Genomic DNA, 527 nt, shown 5'->3' with positions numbered 1-527 from the left:
CTGCCCGTTCGTCGTCAGTGTGCTTGTGCGTGGGCGAAGGAGTTGGCCTGGCTGTTGGCCTGGGTGCACTGGACGCCGTGGGTCTGGGAGGCGGCGAGCAGGGCGACGGGGACGTTTGCGCCGATGAGGTTTTGCGGGCTGCATTCCTGGGAGGGTCGGAACAGGTTGGCCTGCTGGACGTCGGCGCCGTGTCCGGTGGGTGCGGCTTGTGGGGTCTGGGGGGTGAGCTGGGGGCTGATCTGCGGGTTCAGTTGGGGGTTGAGCTGGGGGTTGACCTGGGTGCCGGGCTGTGGGGCGGCCTGCTGTGTCTGGGGGCCGTAGGTCTGGGCGGAGGCTTGTGAGGAGGTCGCGGAGGTGGCCTGGGCGTCCGGCTGTGAGACGGGGGGCGGGGCGCCGTTGTAGGTGGCCGGTGCCGCGGCGCTGGGGCCGGCTCCGACGGCGGTCAGACCGCCGGCTGCTGCGACGACGAGCGCGATCTGCGGAAACTTGCGCATGAAAACGTGGCCCTTCATTGACCTGTGCACAAA

At 69.6% G+C, this 527-nt stretch carries 1 protein-coding gene; it reads right to left on the bottom strand.

Translation table 11 applies throughout. The features are described from left to right. Positions 1-14: 14 nt before the first annotated feature. Complete coding sequence (locus ACY34K_RS33870) at positions 15-494, bottom strand: hypothetical protein (RefSeq protein WP_462754113.1); 480 nt, start codon at positions 492-494, stop codon at positions 15-17. Positions 495-527 lie beyond the last annotated feature (33 nt).

It is taken from the genome of Streptomyces sp. STAM6 (assembly GCF_054963715.1).
Note: the sequence above shows the minus strand (reverse complement) of the source record. Positions and strands in the feature narration are given on the sequence as shown.

Excerpts from the sequence above, each read along its gene's own strand:
- ACY34K_RS33870 (WP_462754113.1), bottom strand. The coding sequence starts at position 494 with ATGCGCAAGTTTCCGCAGATCGCGCTCGTCGTCGCAGCAGCCGGCGGT.